The 14,602-nt window shown below is 38.3% G+C and carries 16 protein-coding genes and 1 tRNA gene; 6 read left to right on the plus strand and 11 right to left on the minus strand.

Annotated features, from left to right (window positions below; all coding sequences use genetic code 11):
* Both purQ and TVG_RS01400 read left to right on the plus strand, forming a co-directional pair.
* Complete coding sequence (gene purQ, locus TVG_RS01395; protein WP_010916526.1) at positions 1 to 777, plus strand: phosphoribosylformylglycinamidine synthase subunit PurQ; 777 nt, start codon at positions 1 to 3, stop codon at positions 775 to 777.
* On the plus strand, positions 770 to 2,017 hold the full coding sequence (locus tag TVG_RS01400; RefSeq protein ID WP_010916527.1) for a dihydroorotase: 1,248 nt from the start codon (positions 770 to 772) through the stop codon (positions 2,015 to 2,017). The genes purQ and TVG_RS01400 overlap by 8 nt, the downstream gene beginning before the upstream one ends.
* On the opposite strand, the gene TVG_RS01405 is transcribed toward TVG_RS01400, so the two are convergent.
* The 7 genes from TVG_RS01405 to csx1 form a co-directional block, all read right to left on the minus strand.
* On the minus strand, positions 2,005 to 2,598 hold the full coding sequence (locus TVG_RS01405) for an METTL5 family protein (protein ID WP_010916528.1): 594 nt from the start codon (positions 2,596 to 2,598) through the stop codon (positions 2,005 to 2,007). The two genes, TVG_RS01400 and TVG_RS01405, sit on opposite strands and share 13 nt — an antisense overlap.
* The gene (locus TVG_RS01410) at positions 2,598 to 2,903 is read right to left on the minus strand and encodes a hypothetical protein (RefSeq protein WP_010916529.1); all 306 of its coding nucleotides are present in this window, start codon (positions 2,901 to 2,903) and stop codon (positions 2,598 to 2,600) included. Before TVG_RS01410 ends, TVG_RS01405 begins: the two co-directional genes overlap by 1 nt.
* Before the next feature lie 143 nt (positions 2,904 to 3,046).
* Positions 3,047 to 3,970 (minus strand): ornithine carbamoyltransferase, encoded by a 924-nt coding sequence (argF, locus tag TVG_RS01415; protein ID WP_010916530.1) that lies wholly within the window; start codon positions 3,968 to 3,970, stop codon positions 3,047 to 3,049.
* Positions 3,967 to 4,824, minus strand: a complete 858-nt coding sequence (gene sucD, locus TVG_RS01420) for a succinate--CoA ligase subunit alpha (RefSeq protein ID WP_010916531.1) — start codon at positions 4,822 to 4,824, stop codon at positions 3,967 to 3,969. Before sucD ends, argF begins: the two co-directional genes overlap by 4 nt.
* Positions 4,825 to 5,922, minus strand: coding sequence for an ADP-forming succinate--CoA ligase subunit beta (sucC, locus tag TVG_RS01425; RefSeq protein ID WP_010916532.1), 1,098 nt, complete (start codon positions 5,920 to 5,922; stop codon positions 4,825 to 4,827).
* A gap of 890 nt (positions 5,923 to 6,812) precedes the next feature.
* Positions 6,813 to 7,022, minus strand: coding sequence for a hypothetical protein (locus TVG_RS01430; RefSeq protein WP_156769041.1), 210 nt, complete (start codon positions 7,020 to 7,022; stop codon positions 6,813 to 6,815).
* Between the two features lie 1,005 nt (positions 7,023 to 8,027).
* Positions 8,028 to 9,248: a CRISPR-associated CARF protein Csx1 gene (gene csx1 / locus TVG_RS01435; RefSeq protein ID WP_010916533.1), complete on the minus strand. Its 1,221-nt coding sequence runs from the start codon at positions 9,246 to 9,248 to the stop codon at positions 8,028 to 8,030.
* A 175-nt stretch (positions 9,249 to 9,423) separates the two neighbouring features.
* Here csx1 and TVG_RS01440 point away from each other — a divergent pair, with 175 nt between their 5' ends.
* Together TVG_RS01440 and TVG_RS08430 are read left to right on the plus strand one after the other, a co-directional pair.
* The gene (locus TVG_RS01440; RefSeq protein WP_048053921.1) at positions 9,424 to 9,795 is read left to right on the plus strand and encodes a hypothetical protein; all 372 of its coding nucleotides are present in this window, start codon (positions 9,424 to 9,426) and stop codon (positions 9,793 to 9,795) included.
* 1,313 nt (positions 9,796 to 11,108) lie between these two features.
* A complete protein-coding gene (locus TVG_RS08430) occupies positions 11,109 to 11,294 on the plus strand; it encodes a hypothetical protein (RefSeq protein ID WP_156769042.1) in 186 nt (61 codons plus the stop codon).
* A 207-nt stretch (positions 11,295 to 11,501) separates the two neighbouring features.
* Here TVG_RS08430 and TVG_RS01445 read toward each other — a convergent pair.
* From TVG_RS01445 to TVG_RS01455, 3 genes are all read right to left on the minus strand, one after another.
* A tRNA-Lys gene (locus TVG_RS01445) sits at positions 11,502 to 11,575 on the minus strand.
* A gap of 96 nt (positions 11,576 to 11,671) precedes the next feature.
* The gene (locus tag TVG_RS01450) at positions 11,672 to 12,211 is read right to left on the minus strand and encodes a dephospho-CoA kinase (RefSeq protein WP_010916534.1); all 540 of its coding nucleotides are present in this window, start codon (positions 12,209 to 12,211) and stop codon (positions 11,672 to 11,674) included.
* Positions 12,212 to 12,299: 88 nt separating this feature from the next.
* Entirely contained in the window at positions 12,300 to 12,899 is a 600-nt protein-coding gene (locus TVG_RS01455; RefSeq protein WP_010916535.1) for a hypothetical protein, read from the minus strand.
* A 489-nt stretch (positions 12,900 to 13,388) separates the two neighbouring features.
* Here TVG_RS01455 and TVG_RS01460 point away from each other — a divergent pair, with 489 nt between their 5' ends.
* Positions 13,389 to 13,616 (plus strand): hypothetical protein, encoded by a 228-nt coding sequence (locus tag TVG_RS01460; RefSeq protein ID WP_010916536.1) that lies wholly within the window; start codon positions 13,389 to 13,391, stop codon positions 13,614 to 13,616.
* Here the strand turns inward: TVG_RS01460 and TVG_RS01465 are convergent.
* Complete coding sequence (locus TVG_RS01465; protein ID WP_010916537.1) at positions 13,606 to 13,878, minus strand: ribonuclease P protein component 4; 273 nt, start codon at positions 13,876 to 13,878, stop codon at positions 13,606 to 13,608. The genes TVG_RS01460 and TVG_RS01465 overlap by 11 nt on opposite strands.
* Before the next feature lie 40 nt (positions 13,879 to 13,918).
* Between TVG_RS01465 and TVG_RS01470 the strand changes: the two genes are divergently transcribed.
* Positions 13,919 to 14,593, plus strand: a complete 675-nt coding sequence (locus TVG_RS01470) for a phosphoglycolate phosphatase (protein WP_010916538.1) — start codon at positions 13,919 to 13,921, stop codon at positions 14,591 to 14,593.
* Positions 14,594 to 14,602: the final 9 nt, after the last annotated feature.

The raw sequence follows: 14,602 nt of genomic DNA on the forward strand, positions 1-14,602 counted from the left end.
ATGAAGCAATCTCCAAAAATTGGCATCCTCCTTATGGAGGGAACCAACAACGAAACCGAAGTCTATTACTCTGTAAAAAGGAGCGGTGGATCTCCTGATTTTATCCATATAAATGATTTATCTGCAGGGAGAAAGCGTGTATCGGATTATGACGGTCTCATAATTCCTGGCGGATTTTCAGCCGGCGACTACATTAGGGCAGGCGTTATATTCGCCGCCCGCCTTGGTGCGGTTGCGGGCAAAGAGATAAGGGAATTCGTAGATGATGGAAAACCACTCATAGGCATATGCAACGGCTTCCAAGTCCTAATGGAGATGGGACTGATTTACGATCGCAGCAAGATCACTCTTACAAACAACGAATCTAATAGGTTTGAATGCAGATATACATATATGAAGATGACTTCAAGGAACAGGATATTTCAGAGTGGATTTTACGGTAAAGGGGTATTCCAGGTTCCAGTAGCTCATGCTGAAGGCAGGATCGCGGTAAGCGAAAGGAGTGTATTGAAGAAACTTTACGAGAATGACCAAGTCGTATTCAAATATTCCAATGAGAATGACGTTACTGATGAGTATCCTTGGAATCCAAATGGATCTATTGATTCTGTTGCCTCTCTATCAAACGAAGCAGGAAACGTAATAGGGTTAATGCCCCATCCGGAGAGAATATATTATAGATATCAGGCTATGTATCTTGAAACCGAGAAGGACGAAGTGGCAGGCAAAATCTTCTACGACAGCCTTGTGAACTACGCAAGGGATAGGAATGGATAGGGCATTCTGTGGAAACTTTTACTACAACGGCAAATTCGATTATCTTGAAGTTACCGTAAAAGATGGGGTAATAGAATCCATAAAAAAGGATGCTGGAAACATAGCTAGAAGTTACCTTCCAGGTGCTGTACTGCCAGCAGCAACTGATATACATGTACATTTCAGGACGCCTGGAGAGACAGATAAAGAGGATTTTTCCACGGGATCGCTCTCTGCCATATTTGGTGGAACTACTCTAGTTATGGATATGCCGAATAATATAATACCGATAAAGGACTATAATGCCTTCAGCGATAAACTTGGTGTTATAAACGGCACTTCGTATTCAGACTTTGCCCTCTACTCAATGGAGACTGGATCGAATTCACTCATTGTTGATTCGAGGAGCATAGGCCTTAAAGTATACTTGGGTGGATCTACAAATGCCGCAGGTACCATGGCGATACCCGATCAAGAGGCAGAAATGATCAACGAGAAAGGTTTCACAGTGATATTCCACGGCGAACTGGAAGAATGCCTTAGAAAGCATCAAAGCGAAACGAAGAACCTGAGGGAGCACAACCTTTCGCGCCCTATCGAGTGCGAACTTGCCGCAGCGGGTTACGTCGGCTCTCTAAATTTAAAAAGCAAGATAATGGCCCACGTATCGAGCCCAGAGGTTTCGGGGGATTTCCTTAGGGAAGTAACTCCTCACCACCTTCTTCTAAATGACGAAATGCCGCTAGGAAGTATAGGAAAAGTGAATCCTCCCCTAAGGGATCGGAATACTCAGGAAAGATTGCTATACGCATATATATCGGGGCAGTTCGACATACTTTCGTCAGACCACGCGCCTCATACGGAAAAGGATAAGGCAGAATTTGAATACGCAAAATCGGGAATAATAGGTGTAGAGACAAGGATACCGCTCATGCTGGCGCTCGTAAAGAAAAAGATACTATTTTTAGATGTGCTCTACAAAACGGGGATAGAGAGGCCCCCGTCCATTTTCGGCATTCGAAAGGGAAAGATCGAGGTAGGCTACGATGCCGATTTTATGTGCGTCGATTTTACAAACGAAAAGAAAGTCAACGAGGATCGGCTTCATTCAAAACTCCCAAGGAGCCCATTCAACGGCATGGACGCAATATTCCCTTCACATGTTGTTATGAGGGGAGAAGTCGTTATAGATAATTACGAGGAGATAAGCGATCCCTTGGGCAGGTTTGTGCCAAAGGGCTATTATGATCAGAAGCTGTAGTTTTTGACTCCGAAAATTACCGCTGGTATCCTGGTCCAGTCCTTCTTATGATGCTCGTAGATACGCGGTACGGAAAGATCTATGTGTTCCTCTCTAAAAATATCGCCTCTCGCAGAAAATTCCCTTGATAGAAAGCTTTCAGCCTTTGCATTGCCTATAGAATATATGAACTTTGATGTTTCAAAAGCTTTTTCTATGAACGGTCTGTCGGCATGCTTCATTACGGATCCGAATGGCGGATTCATTATCCACGTATCGAATTTTCCTGAAATGTCCTTTACGTTACGTACTTCAAATTTTACATTATTGCAGTTCTGCTTAGCAATTTCTACCATTGATACATCAATATCAAAACCTAAAACAGTAGCGGCACCAAGATAGTAAGCTCCGCAAGCAAGTATGCCGTTGCCAGTTCCAGCATCCACAACGGTCCTGCCCTTTATATTGCCGTCTTCTAATATCTCCACCAAAAAATAGGCAGCCGAAGAAGCATCCGTCATGTACTGCTCTAAATAATTGGCGTAGTGCTCAGGTTGCTTTAGCTTTTGAAGCTGAATTTCAAGAGCAGATTTTATGCCCATCAGTATTCTGCAGACCCTATAACGAGATCAATAATTTCCTTTGCTATTCTGGCAGAGTTTTCTTTAGATTCGCCGCGTTCTTGGAGCAGCTTTTCGATCTTCTTCATTGCCCTCTGCCTCTTCCATGTCCCATTCTCATGTGCAGCCAGAACTATGTATTTCGCTATTTCCCTGTCTACACTTATCCCGAATCTCTCCCTTATCTTTATCTGCCAAACTGGAACGAGCACTGTAGGGAGGTCCCTTAATTCTCGCCTCCTTTCGGCAACTATACTGTTTATATCCTTCTTTCGGGATAAGACCATAAGCAAACAATCTTACAATAGACTTAAAACTTTCCATCTATAGTCCCAATATTTACAATTATTGCCATATTTCCTCATTATGCAATATACGAACAAATCCAAGAATTTACAGAAAATAAAAATATAGTAATATTCTAATAAATTTAGTAGGAGAGTAGCTTGTAAAGTACTCCCTTCTCAGAGTGAAGCCTGTTCTCAGCTTCGTCGAATATAACGCTGTTTATGCTGTCAGCAACATCATCTGTTACTTCTAAGCCACGGTGGGCCGGCAAGCAATGCATAAATATGTAGTCTTTCTTGGCATTAGAGACTAAGTCAGAGTTTATCTGGTATTTCGTGAACGCCTTTTCTTTCTCTCCTCTCTTAGATTCTTCACCCATGGATATCCACACATCAGTGTATATGACATCGGCATCCTTTGCAGCTTCGATTGCATCGTTTGTAATTATCACTTTACTGCCTCTTTCTTTAGCAACCTGTTTTGCCTTATCAACAAACTCGCTTTTTGGCTCATACCCGTGGGGCGTTGCAACGTAAATGTCGACACCAAGAATGGCAGCTCCAAGCATAAGCGAATTGGCCATATTGTTCCCGTCCCCTATGTAAGAGAACTTTAAGCCGCTAAATTTACCCTTTTTTTCCTTTACCGTCATGAAATCGGCTACTATCTGCAGGGGGTGTTCAACATCGTCAAGGGCATTTATTACGGGTATGCTTGTGCTTCTGGCTAGTTCGACAACGTTTTTGTGATCGAAGGCCCTGTACGCTATAGCATCGAGAAACCTTGACAGTACGTGTCCTGTATCAGATATGGTTTCACCACGGCCTAGCTGCATCTCAGACGGATTCAAGTATACTGCATGGCCGCCCAACTGGTCTATTGCAACCTCCAATGAAGTTCTAGTTCGAGTACTGGGCTTTTCGAATATAAGACCTAGCATTTTGTTCCTTAGGCTTTCGTATGACCTGTACCGGTTCTTCTTAAGCTCTATGGAGAGATTGATTATTTCATCCAGGTCATTCTTCATATCGAGTACTGAAAGAATGTCCCTCTTTGCCATGATCATTCCTCCAGCAGTTTTGGAATGTCTTGCGGGTAATCAGCTACTTTGACGCCTGCTGAATTGAAGGCCTTGAGTTTTGATTCGGCAGTTCCAACTCCCCTCTCTATAATGGCACCAGCATGCCCCATCCTCTTCCCAGGTGGTGCACTGCGCCCCGCTATGTATGCTACAACCTTTTTCTTGACGTTTTTCTTTATGTACTCAGCTGCTAGCTCTTCATTGTTCCCGCCTATTTCTCCCACAAGCACTATTTTCTTTGTCTTTGGGTCGTTTTCAAACATCTTAAGCACGTCTATGAAGCTAAGCCCGACTACCCTGTCACCACCAAGTCCTATGACAGTGCTCTCTCCCATCCCTGCCTTTGTTATAGCGTATACTATTTCGTATGTTAACGTGCCGCTTCTTGAAGCAACTGCAACATCCCCTTCCTTGAATATGTGGTTAGGCATAATTCCGATCTTTGATTCAAAGGGTACAGTGATCCCAGGGCCATTCGGCCCAAGTACTGTAATATTTCGCAACTGGGCCTCCTTTACTATCTCCATAGTGTCTTGGTAAGGAACGTGTTCGGTAAGTATGTATACGATCTTGAGGCCATTGTCTATTGCCTCGTAGGCAGCGTCTTTAACGAACGGTGCTGGTACAGATATCATAGTTGCATCTGGTTCATACTGCATAGCCTCAGCAACTGAGTTTACAATTGGCACCTTATCTGCGAATTTTGTGCCACCCTTTCCAGGAGCTATGCCAGCTACTACGTTTGTGCCAAATTTCAACATCTCGCCTGTGTGGAAAGAACCCTGGTGTCCAGTTATTCCCTGGACTATTACCTTTGTATTTTTATCTATCAGAACCATTTAAAACACCTTCGTTACCCTCTCTATTGCGGGCATCATTTCCGAGAAGGCTTCGATTCCGTTATCCTGAAGAATCTTCCTTCCCTCTACTTCGTGAACTCCACTTAGCCTAACGACCACTGGTATTTTTATATCGAATTTCTTCTTGGCCTCTACTATACCCTGGGCTACAGTATCACACTTAGTTACACCGCCAAATATGTTTACCAGTATTGCCTTGGGCTTAGCCTCTAATACAAGATCAAAGGCATTTATCACAATGTCTACGTTATCTGTACCCCCAAGATCAAGGAAGTTCCTTGGTTTACCTTTATGAAGAAGAAGGGCGTCAAGCGTCGCCATTGTTAGGCCGGCACCGTTTGCAATGACCCCTATATCGCCGTCCAGTTCTACAAAGGCGTATCCTTTCCCCTCAGCTTTAAGCTCAAGGGGTGTTTTCTCCGGATCTTGTATACTGAACTCGCGATGCCGATATATAGCGTCTGAATCTATAACTACCTTGGCATCAGCTGCTATAAGCTTTCCGTCGCCTGTTTCGACTAGTGGATTTATTTCAACAAGCTCGCAGTCCTCCCCTCTATAGACGTTGTATAATTTCTTAAGTATATCTAGGAACTGCTTTGAGAGTTCTGGAGGAAGGCCCATAAACTGAGAGGCCTCCCTTCCTATAAAGTCGGAATATCCAAGGGATGGGTCTATGATCCTCTTGAATATCTTGTCATCGGGCACATTCTCGATCTCCATGCCACCCATGGCGCTTGCAATTAGCATAGGTGACTTTGCGGCCCTGTTTAAGGCTATACTGACATAGTATTCGTGCTTTATGTTTAGCATATCCTCTATGAGAACCTTAGTCACCGTCATGTTCCTCACTTTTGTTGAGAGCAGGGTGCTTACAGCGTTCTTTAGCTCTTCATCCGTCTTTGCAAATTTAATCCCTCCAGCCTTTCCTCTCCCGCCAAGAAGTATTTGAGACTTAACAGCAACAGGGTTTGTGAACTTCTTTACATCTTGTGGACTTGAGACGACGTACCCATTAGGTACGGGGATTCCGTATTCGCGGAATATATCTTTTCCCATGTACTCATAAAGATTCAATACACCACCAGACCAGTTATAGCATGAAGTAATAATAACGTTTTTCGCAACTCGCAAGTGACAGTTCTATACATGGTTCAATTAAACTCACTATACAAAATAAAAAACTTACAAGAGATTCAAACAAGGATACTCATATCTTTAGGAAGGATTTGAGTTGCAAAACGTTTATTTTCATGATGTATCCATACAATAATCGCAGGGCAAGCGGGATTTGAGGCCTGGCAAGTCCATAAAAAGGGAGTGGATGATTGCATAAGACATTCCTAACACATGAACGTGCAGCAAGGTAGAAATTCCTAGGAAATGGCAATGAAAGGCTGATCGAAGGGCACATTACCGCATATCTCCTGTAACTGAATCCTGATGAGTCTATGTGGATGGAAATTTGTTGAAATATATGTTGCCTCCGAATCTTTGCCACTGTGGTTCGGATGATCCAGAAAGCACCATTGCTAAGACCACGAGAAGACTAAATAATGATGGGCCAAGGTCTGAAATGTCGTTAGATATCTAAAACTTTTGATGCTGTATAATCACGAAAAACAAAAAATAATAAGTTTTCTTTGTGTGGCCGTATTATTTTATTCTGACATTCATGTCGGGAAATAGAGGATTTCCTGTGATAATGGTATTCATTATATCTATTAGATGTATTTGGCATTATAATGCATTTTTCTTGAAACAAGAATAGAAGATCTAGATCATCTTCATCAGGAGTACGAACGCAAGAAGAGTACCCTTATTTAAAGGCCCCATTGCCGGGCTTTCTTAGTCTTTCATCGTGTTTCTGAAGATTGGAAAGATAACGTACAGCATATTTCTAAGGCAAGTCTGTCGAAAAAGGGATCCTTAACCTTACGTACTTGGTTTCCGTCAGCGGAAGCCAGTCAGTTATACGAACATTTGACGTCTTCTGGAGAATCAGTGCTAAGTATTTCTCTTCCTTTAAGTTTTAAATACAGATCATCATCTTCTATTGAGAGTTTTATATTAAGCTTCTCTGCAGCTTCTTCAATTATCCTTGTGAAGACAGTATCGTCCAAATAACCATCCAAATTGAGATCTAAACTTGCACTCTTAGGCCTTTCATCTCCCAATATTAGAACTTTCTCCAAACTTCTAGGAACAAATGGGTAATCATACCTAATTCAAGATCCAAAGGAAAAAAGGTAGTTAACTAAAGGAAAACTTTGAGAATGAAGTAAGGTTAAATAAACTCGACTATGTCAGCCCCAGGAGTAGAAACCAGATAAGTTTTTTTGAAATCTTCAAAAGCTTCCAGCGTCAACTTCACGCATTTTACGTTTATTCCTTTACCTTTTAATTCATCCAAGATACCTTTCAATTTTTACAAGTTAACACTATTGAAATCTGCGTAAAGTATAAGAATTTTCTGGGTCTCAAAGAATTCATAAGTTCTAACAATTGACGAAAATGAACTTACTAAAGTAAAACTGACCTGTTTATGGGGATTACAGCACGTTTCATATGTTATTTTCACTATAAATATTCAAAAATAAAAATGGCAATCTCGTTCAATTCATCAAATTTAATTGCTATTCATTTCTAAAAAAAGTAAAAAATCTTAGCTAGAAGTACACTAGTATTTCTAGTAAGTTTTACATTACTTTCACGTATCGACAAGAAATATGAAGTTCAAAATCACGAACTTTAATAGATTTTCGCTATAAAGGATACCTCTTTCCGTCGAAAACACTTATATATAATATATGTAATGCAAAACGTAAAAACTACTAGTAAAAATCGTGCTTATAAACTTTATAACAAAGAACTATACCATATCCACACAAAATTTTGAAAAGTATTAGTGTGCTTCAAAAGTGCACCACATTTCAGAATACTTAGACTATCTATTGCATAAATTGAGGAAGGCGTTCAATGATTAACTATTTATTTTATATAAAATTTAAAATAAAAATATCTACTAGAATTAAAAATAAATTTAAAATTTAAGCTAACGCATCATTCAAATACCATCAAGCTATCATTTCCTTTTAGTTTTTCAAATAATTTTAATACGAAATATTAGATTAAACATTGCTCTAACAATTAAATGCTTATAAAATTGCCAGGAAAAATTATTATTTAAGATGATTCCTTACATTTTCTATGCAATCACAATAATTTACGCAAATTTCTCCATTCTCTCTCCATAAATACACAACGTTTTGTTCAAAACCTCCGTGAGCTAAGAGATTTCTTTTATCAGCTTGGCAAATAGATTTTGGAGAACTTTGAGAATGTTTAATGACTGCAAGAAGTTGAGGTTTATCACTAATATTTTGAAGTTTTTCTATACTATCAATTTCGCTCTCAACAAGCTTTGATATAGTTTCTGATGTAGAGAATCTTTTTGCTAGATCTTTGATATCGCTAATTTTAACACAAGAACTGTCTGGCATGTTACCAATTATTTTTTCTATGATATATAATAATGAATGTAAATAGCTTAATTCTATAGGCATTGTATCTTTATATACTGGTTTATGGCTAGTATTGAACTCAATTCCGAAATTATTATAATCCAAGATTTTTATCTTTCTTTCAACGCTCTTTATACATTGTTCGATTTCTCTTCTAGAAAGTAGTACAAATGGAAATATGCCAGAAAACAAGGCATTAGCATTAGAGTAAATTAAATCAGAGTTGCAGTTATTTATCCCCTTTAAAACTTTATTTGTGATATTATTCTTATTTTCATTAGATAGAAAGGGCATTAGAACTGAGAGTAAGGCTTGTCTAACGTACAGTCTCTCTGAATATACATTGGCAATGTTATATGGACCGGAATACCCTTTAATTACGGGTTCGGAGTTGAAAATTGCTAAGTCTATGGAATTCCTTCCTAGCAAGTAAGTATAAGTTGCTAATCTTATAGCATCTGTCGCAAGCAAAGGCATATAATTTATTCCATGAGTAATGTCAATATATATTTCATCTGGCTTCTCATTTTCAAGAATCTTAAGAGTATTATAATAGATAAAGTCAAAGTAAAGTGTATTTTTTCCATCAGGCTGAGTAAATTTATCTCCATAAATATTGGGGGCTACTATAACACTCTCATCATTTAATTGCAACTTATCTTTAACAAGGTTTGAAATATAATTTGAACAACTAACGTAGTCATTATAATTTGAGTTAGTGCATAAGCTAAGCCCAGCATATACTATTGTCTCATCCATATTAAGGGCTTCTTTAATTACCTTAAAACTAGCATTAGATGGGTAATCTTTTCCATCTATTCTATATTTTACTTCGTCATAGTTTTTAGGATCTCCTATTGGAGCAAAGAGTATCTTCATAAAAATCAAATACTGCAAACTCTATAAATATATTTGTATACTTTACGATAGACCCAAAATCTGTTACCAATGAGATAGGAGAAGACAGAGTAAAGTTGCATGATTATTTACTCAGTAATTTCTCACACAAAGTTATATTACCAAAGTTGGAAAAGTATATATATAGATAATTTCAATGAGCAATTTAACTACTCCTGGTGGAATATGTTCTCCAGGGTATATAAAAGTTGATTTTCCAGTGCCTCCATACTACATCTATGTTCCAACTACATCACCTACAGTTGCTAGATCACCAACTGCTGCTGTAACATCACCATTAACCGACAACTGTTACACTACATATGCACCTGTGCTGCCAGTTCACAATACTCAGATACCGGCAATATACCCGACATTGGCATTTACATTTGACATATACAAGACTCCCGTTTCAGTGCCAAAATTCGTGGTAAAACATAGAACTAGGAAAAAAGCGCCAGAACGGCTAGAGATACCATCATCAACTATTTTGACAGTTCTAGGAATATTCCATGTTGACACCGCCTAGGAAAGTTTTGGTAGAGTTCCTGTTGCAATAACATAGATTACCAAGGTGTTTTAATCAATTTGCTCAACAAGTTATACTCTTATCAAAATTGTGGGGGTACAAACGAAAAAAACGGTGATAAAGTCAATGGCAATAAGTGGCAGCGAATTCGCATTGCCAAAATATATATCTTCCGGTAAACTTGTTAATCTCCACAAACCTACAACTGCTACTTCTTCCCAGATATTGCAAGTGTCAGTGCAGTTCATTTTATCACCATAGTAACTGTTGGTGTTTCTCGATATACTGATAGAAAAGTTATGGCAATGGCACTATGCATTATCTATAATAATGTAAATTGCCGAGGGGATAGTTGTCAACAAACTTGACAATGCACGGTAGATCTAAAGTTACATCCATAAAAATAAATCTATAGCGTAAATAAGGGTTTCTACTAATTTAAATGAAAAATTATCTGTAGCAAACAAGTAAATTGGAAATAGAATAATTAATAATAGTCTAAGTTCTTTCCTCCGCCATCACTCCCTTGAATAAAGTATACAAGGAGTAGCCATTGTCAGCACGAATAACAACACGCAGAAAACGAACTTACTGCAACTAGTGAATGGAAAAAAGCCTTAATATTCCATATAAGAAAGATGGGTTCCCTTATTATACAACCTCAATACCTCCTTCTTAGATAGGCCTAGGTTAGCAGCCATAACGAAGCAAACATCCTCATCTCTTTCACCTGATCTTTCCTAATTGAACTCCTAATATAGTTATAAATTCTCTTACCTTATGTTAATTTTATATTATCCAATCAGAGTTATTTTTCGTAAAAAGATTTTTGATCTACTGTCTGAAGAGAAATTTGAAAGTAGTTTGATCAGTAAAATCAAGTTTATACATTATTGAAATTAAATAATGGATATTACTCTTTCTACCAGCAGATATTCATGTATCAGAGAACAATAGCTTAATAATCTTCGGTAAATACGGTTGCTTTATCATCGAAAAATAATAAGCATAGAACAAAGATATGAAAAATTTTAACATAAATCATTAAGAATATGACTTGATACTATTACTGTAGAGAGTCTTTCAGCCTTGTTAATTAGACTCTGCTAAGGTAATGGCTGAAGAGTCAACTAAAGGAAGAACTGATGTAAAACTTAAGAATAGAAAAATTATATCAAATACTAATTATATAAATAATAAAGTTAATATATATCTTTCGTAATGTTTTTGTCATTTCCATAACAACGCCTTTAGAAATTGGCATAATAATATCAAGGAAAATATTTGTATAGTATTTTGTTTGTTAATTAGTCATGCTCAAGAGTTATTTAATTTTGGCCTACGCCACAATGCCAGTTCACAGTGGAATGGGAAGAGCACCCACTAGCTATGAAGCGATTAGAATAAAGGTGGTAAACCGGAAACCAATGAACCACACTGAAGGAACCCTCGTACTCCATGGCGGAGAAGAGGTCAGATCCTATTGCAGTAATAGCTGAAGTCACTAGATATATACCAGATCTAAGTTCTAATTTCCTAATAAGACGCTAACATAATAATCGAGCTGTTTCATCTTCGCTAAAATTATTTGCAATCCACATTTATTTTTTGCTTATTAGATCGATATGTTTCTTTTTGAAAGCCTTGATAAAGGACTATATATGAACTATTCGAACATTGAACCATGTTTTAAGCACAAAATATAACGGGTCCGAGGGGATTTGGACCCCTGACCTATGGATTAAGAGTCCATCGCTCTACCTAGCTAAGCTACGGACCCACTGTGAAAGCGGGATTAATTAAACCGATAAAAACTTTCCCCTAGAGCTCCATCTATCTTTAAAGAAGTACTTAAACCTTTAAAATTTAGCACAATCTAAGCTCTGATTAGAAAATGATCGAATAGCAATTTCCTTGATCTTTCATAAAATATCTCCAGGGATTCGTCGTTAACAATCATATAGTCCGCCAATGCTATTACGTTCCCTATACCCCACGACAGCTCTCTGTTATCCCTCTCTATGAGGCCCTCCATCGACCTTATATCATCTGGCCTATCCCTCTTAAGTATGCGCTCCAGCCTAGTTTTTCTGTTTGCAAATATGGCAACCACATAGATCGATTTGGAAAATTTGGAAAAATAGTCCATTTCTTCTTTATTCCTTACGCCGTCTATCACTGTAAGTTCATCGCTCTCTATCTTCTCCGCAGTCCTCCTCGCCCATATGTCCATACCAAATTTTTTTCTTTCTGATGCGGCAAAATTCCCTATTTCTTTGTCATCATCCGGTATGCCGTTCCTACTGGCATACTCTCTAACCGTATTACCCATATGAAGATCCATAAACCCAAGTGAACGTGCAACCTTCACAAATTCATCCTTGCCTGCACCAGGCATGCCTGTAACTATTATCATTCCCGCAAGTATAGAGCCCTACCATATCAAACTTAGCATCAATATAGTCATTCCAAAAAATTATTTTTACAGCTTTTATTATAGAAAATCAAACGATCATAGATCTCCATACTTCATGTGGCGTTTTATTCTTGGATTTAAGGTATCTTGCCCAGAAGTTCTCGATAAAGGTAGTTGGAACCTCGATATCGACGTGCTTGTCTATCATACCTCTTTCATAACGGTATTCTAAGTCATGTAAAATTATGTCTATAACTGATTTTGTATTGAGCGGGTAAAGAGTGCCTTTCTCTGAGTCAAAAAGGACCCAGATCGCAGCCCTCCTCTTCATCTGGAAATTAACCATGTTTAGGATTTCGCCTCTTATTGATGAGTTGAATTTTTCACTTTCCATAATTATGTCAAACAGTGTCCTGTTCCCGACAATCCTATGGGCTATGTCGAAACTGGCAATCTTGAAGAAACCTTTGTTTGACCTAATGACCTTTATGTATCGGTATTCGTCCTTTACATTTTTTACCTTCAGGTCTATATCCTCTCCATCGTAAGATTTTATAAATACAACCTCTTGACCAAAGTCGCTCAATATCTTTGCTGCAACAGAAGCTTTTCCGTCCGCCTTGTTTTCAGTGCGGGTCTCCTTTAGAAGCTTTCTTATGTCTCCTTTTTTGATAATGGTAGCCTTCATGTATAACACTTTCTTCCTTTGTAGTGTCGCTTATAGATGGAATTTTGCCATAAATATTTTAAGGGGAACAGGGCATCAATATAAAAAAAGTGCGAAGAGAAATTGAAATAAACATCTGATGTCATGACAAATTATCGATCAAATTTGAAGAGAATTAAGCCATCCCCACAATATAAGGAAAGATATCCGAAAGAACGGGCATATTCATCGAACAATAAAATATCTTAACAAAATTCTAACAAGTACATGGCAATCATTGCCCGCCTGATGTATGGGTAGGTGCAAAATGCAGTTAATATAATAAAGTTGGAACGACATAAGCATTCAATAAATCCAATATCACCGATCCCTTAATGAAGATAAAATGTCAGGTCTTTAAATGTTTGACAAATTGGTATATATCTATCAGAAATTCGTACAATCTTATAAAATAGATCGGCATAATATGAACAAATCTTTTATAGATAATGCCAATAAACCATAGATACCATGAAAACTTACATAAAGGTCTCATTTTCCAGTGAAGGTGCGAGACCAAGCGAAGTCATCAACAGGTTAAGGTCTCTCGGTTTTAAACCCGTGATAGGTGAGCACGATATGGTATACGAATGGGGCAATGGTGCAACCCCAGATGACGCCATATGGTTCGCCGATAAGATTCACGCCACACTAGCTGGATATAACGTGAGATTCGAGATTGAGACCGTCAGCGATTAATTTGAAATCGTCTAATATCTCCGCATTCTAGGCAGGTAACTGTAATAACATTTTTCTTCAGTCTAACTCTTACATTTTTGTACGGCTTCTTGCATTTTTTACAGTACATCCTCTTGATATCCTGTGGCAAAGTTATATCCATTCTGCGGCCTATCCTCTCCATTAAATCTATGTACCTTTCGTCGCCAGTTTGAAAGGCCAAACTAAAGAGATAGTATAGCCTTTCGTTTGCAACCCTGTATACGTCCTTTTTAGTTATCAACCTCTCATAATTATTATTAGACACATAACTATTTCCTTGCGTGATAAAGTTAGTTGCTATTGATGTTGATGGCACTCTTACTGACAAGGATCGCTTGATATCCACAAGAGCAATAGAATTTATTAGGAAGGCAGAGAAAAAAGGCATCATAGTATCGCTGCTTAGCGGTAACGTTATTCCGGTTGTATACGCCCTTAAAGTTTTCATAGGGATAAACGGCCCTGTTTTCGGAGAGAATGGCGGTGTAATGTTCGATAATGATGGAAGCATAACAAAGTTCTTCAGTAATGAAAAGACAAATTCATTCTTAGATGAAATGTCAAAGAAAACATCGATGAGATCTATTTTTACTAATAAGTGGCGTGAGGCATCAACTGGCTTCGATATAGACGGCAAGGATGTGGATTACGTCAAAGCAGAGGCAGAGAAGAGAGGTTTAGTTGTATTTTACAGCGGCTATTCATGGCACCTAATGAATAAAGGAGAAGACAAAGGGTTTGCTGTAAAGATACTCAAGGAAAAGTATGGATTAAATTATGAAGAGATACTAGTGGTTGGAGATTCTAACAACGATATGCCCATGTTTGAACTTCCGGTTTTTAAGGCCTGCCCTGCAAACGCCACAGATAATGTGAAAAAAGCAAGCGACTTTGTATCTTCATATTCCTATGGCGAAGAAATAGGTGAAGTATTCTCACACTTCAACCTATTATGAGATAAAATT

The sequence above is a fragment of the Thermoplasma volcanium GSS1 genome (assembly GCF_000011185.1).
GTDB lineage: Archaea > Thermoplasmatota > Thermoplasmata > Thermoplasmatales > Thermoplasmataceae > Thermoplasma > Thermoplasma volcanium.

Bases quoted from the DNA above. Each gene is read 5' to 3' on its own strand.
- purQ (WP_010916526.1), top strand. From the start codon at position 1: ATGAAGCAATCTCCAAAAATTGGCATCCTCCTTATGGAGGGAACCAAC.
- TVG_RS01400 (WP_010916527.1), top strand. From the start codon at position 770: ATGGATAGGGCATTCTGTGGAAACTTTTACTACAACGGCAAATTCGAT.
- TVG_RS01405 (WP_010916528.1), bottom strand. From the start codon at position 2,598: ATGGGCATAAAATCTGCTCTTGAAATTCAGCTTCAAAAGCTAAAGCAA.
- TVG_RS01410 (WP_010916529.1), bottom strand. From the start codon at position 2,903: ATGGTCTTATCCCGAAAGAAGGATATAAACAGTATAGTTGCCGAAAGG.
- argF (WP_010916530.1), bottom strand. From the start codon at position 3,970: ATGATCATGGCAAAGAGGGACATTCTTTCAGTACTCGATATGAAGAAT.
- sucD (WP_010916531.1), bottom strand. From the start codon at position 4,824: ATGGTTCTGATAGATAAAAATACAAAGGTAATAGTCCAGGGAATAACT.
- csx1 (WP_010916533.1), bottom strand. From the start codon at position 9,248: ATGAAGATACTCTTTGCTCCAATAGGAGATCCTAAAAACTATGACGAA.
- TVG_RS01440 (WP_048053921.1), top strand. From the start codon at position 9,424: ATGAGCAATTTAACTACTCCTGGTGGAATATGTTCTCCAGGGTATATA.
- TVG_RS08430 (WP_156769042.1), top strand. From the start codon at position 11,109: ATGCTCAAGAGTTATTTAATTTTGGCCTACGCCACAATGCCAGTTCAC.
- TVG_RS01450 (WP_010916534.1), bottom strand. From the start codon at position 12,211: ATGATAATAGTTACAGGCATGCCTGGTGCAGGCAAGGATGAATTTGTG.
- TVG_RS01455 (WP_010916535.1), bottom strand. From the start codon at position 12,899: ATGAAGGCTACCATTATCAAAAAAGGAGACATAAGAAAGCTTCTAAAG.
- TVG_RS01460 (WP_010916536.1), top strand. From the start codon at position 13,389: ATGAAAACTTACATAAAGGTCTCATTTTCCAGTGAAGGTGCGAGACCA.